The 544-nt window shown below is 72.2% G+C and carries 1 protein-coding gene; it reads right to left on the bottom strand.

Going from position 1 to position 544, the window contains the following annotated elements; genetic code table 11:
- Nucleotides 1-544, bottom strand: a 544-nt coding sequence (locus tag ACYVE7_RS35505; RefSeq protein ID WP_460371101.1) for a hypothetical protein, incomplete at both ends; no start/stop codon positions are given.

Raw genomic sequence — 544 nt, 5'->3', positions numbered from 1 at the left:
CCACCGGGTGGAAGCGCAGCGCACCCGACAGGCCGCCGCCCGCTACGGTTAGCGTGCCCTCGAACCCGCCAGGCGGCATCGCGAGCCGGCCCGATGCAACCGTGCCACTCACCGCCAGCCGGTCGACGAACAGCACGTCGTCGACGCCCGGCGGCAACAGCAGGATGCGCCCCATCCCCGTGAACGGCCCAAGCCGCGATCCGCCCTGCGCCTGAACGTTGAAGCCGGTCGGCGGCCGGTCGATCTTCCCGTCCAGCCGCAGCAGCGTCACCGGGCCGTAGCGGGAATGGCGCCCGGTCGCGTCGATATGGAACGTCTCGTCGTTGCGGCGATAACCGCTGCCCCGCAACGTCAGCAGCGGCGACGTCAGCACCAGATCGGCGAAGCGGATCGTCCCGTCGGGCGCGCGTTCCAGCGACGCGACGACGCGCGGCAAACCACCGGTCAGCGTGCGCAGGAAGCCATTGTCGAGCCGCACGACCTGCGCGATCCCGCGCCCGACGATTCGCGTGCCCTTGCCGCCCGGCCCCGGCACGACGCGCAG

It is taken from the genome of Actinocorallia lasiicapitis (assembly GCF_054778695.1).
This window is presented reverse-complemented; position numbering and strand designations above follow the sequence as displayed.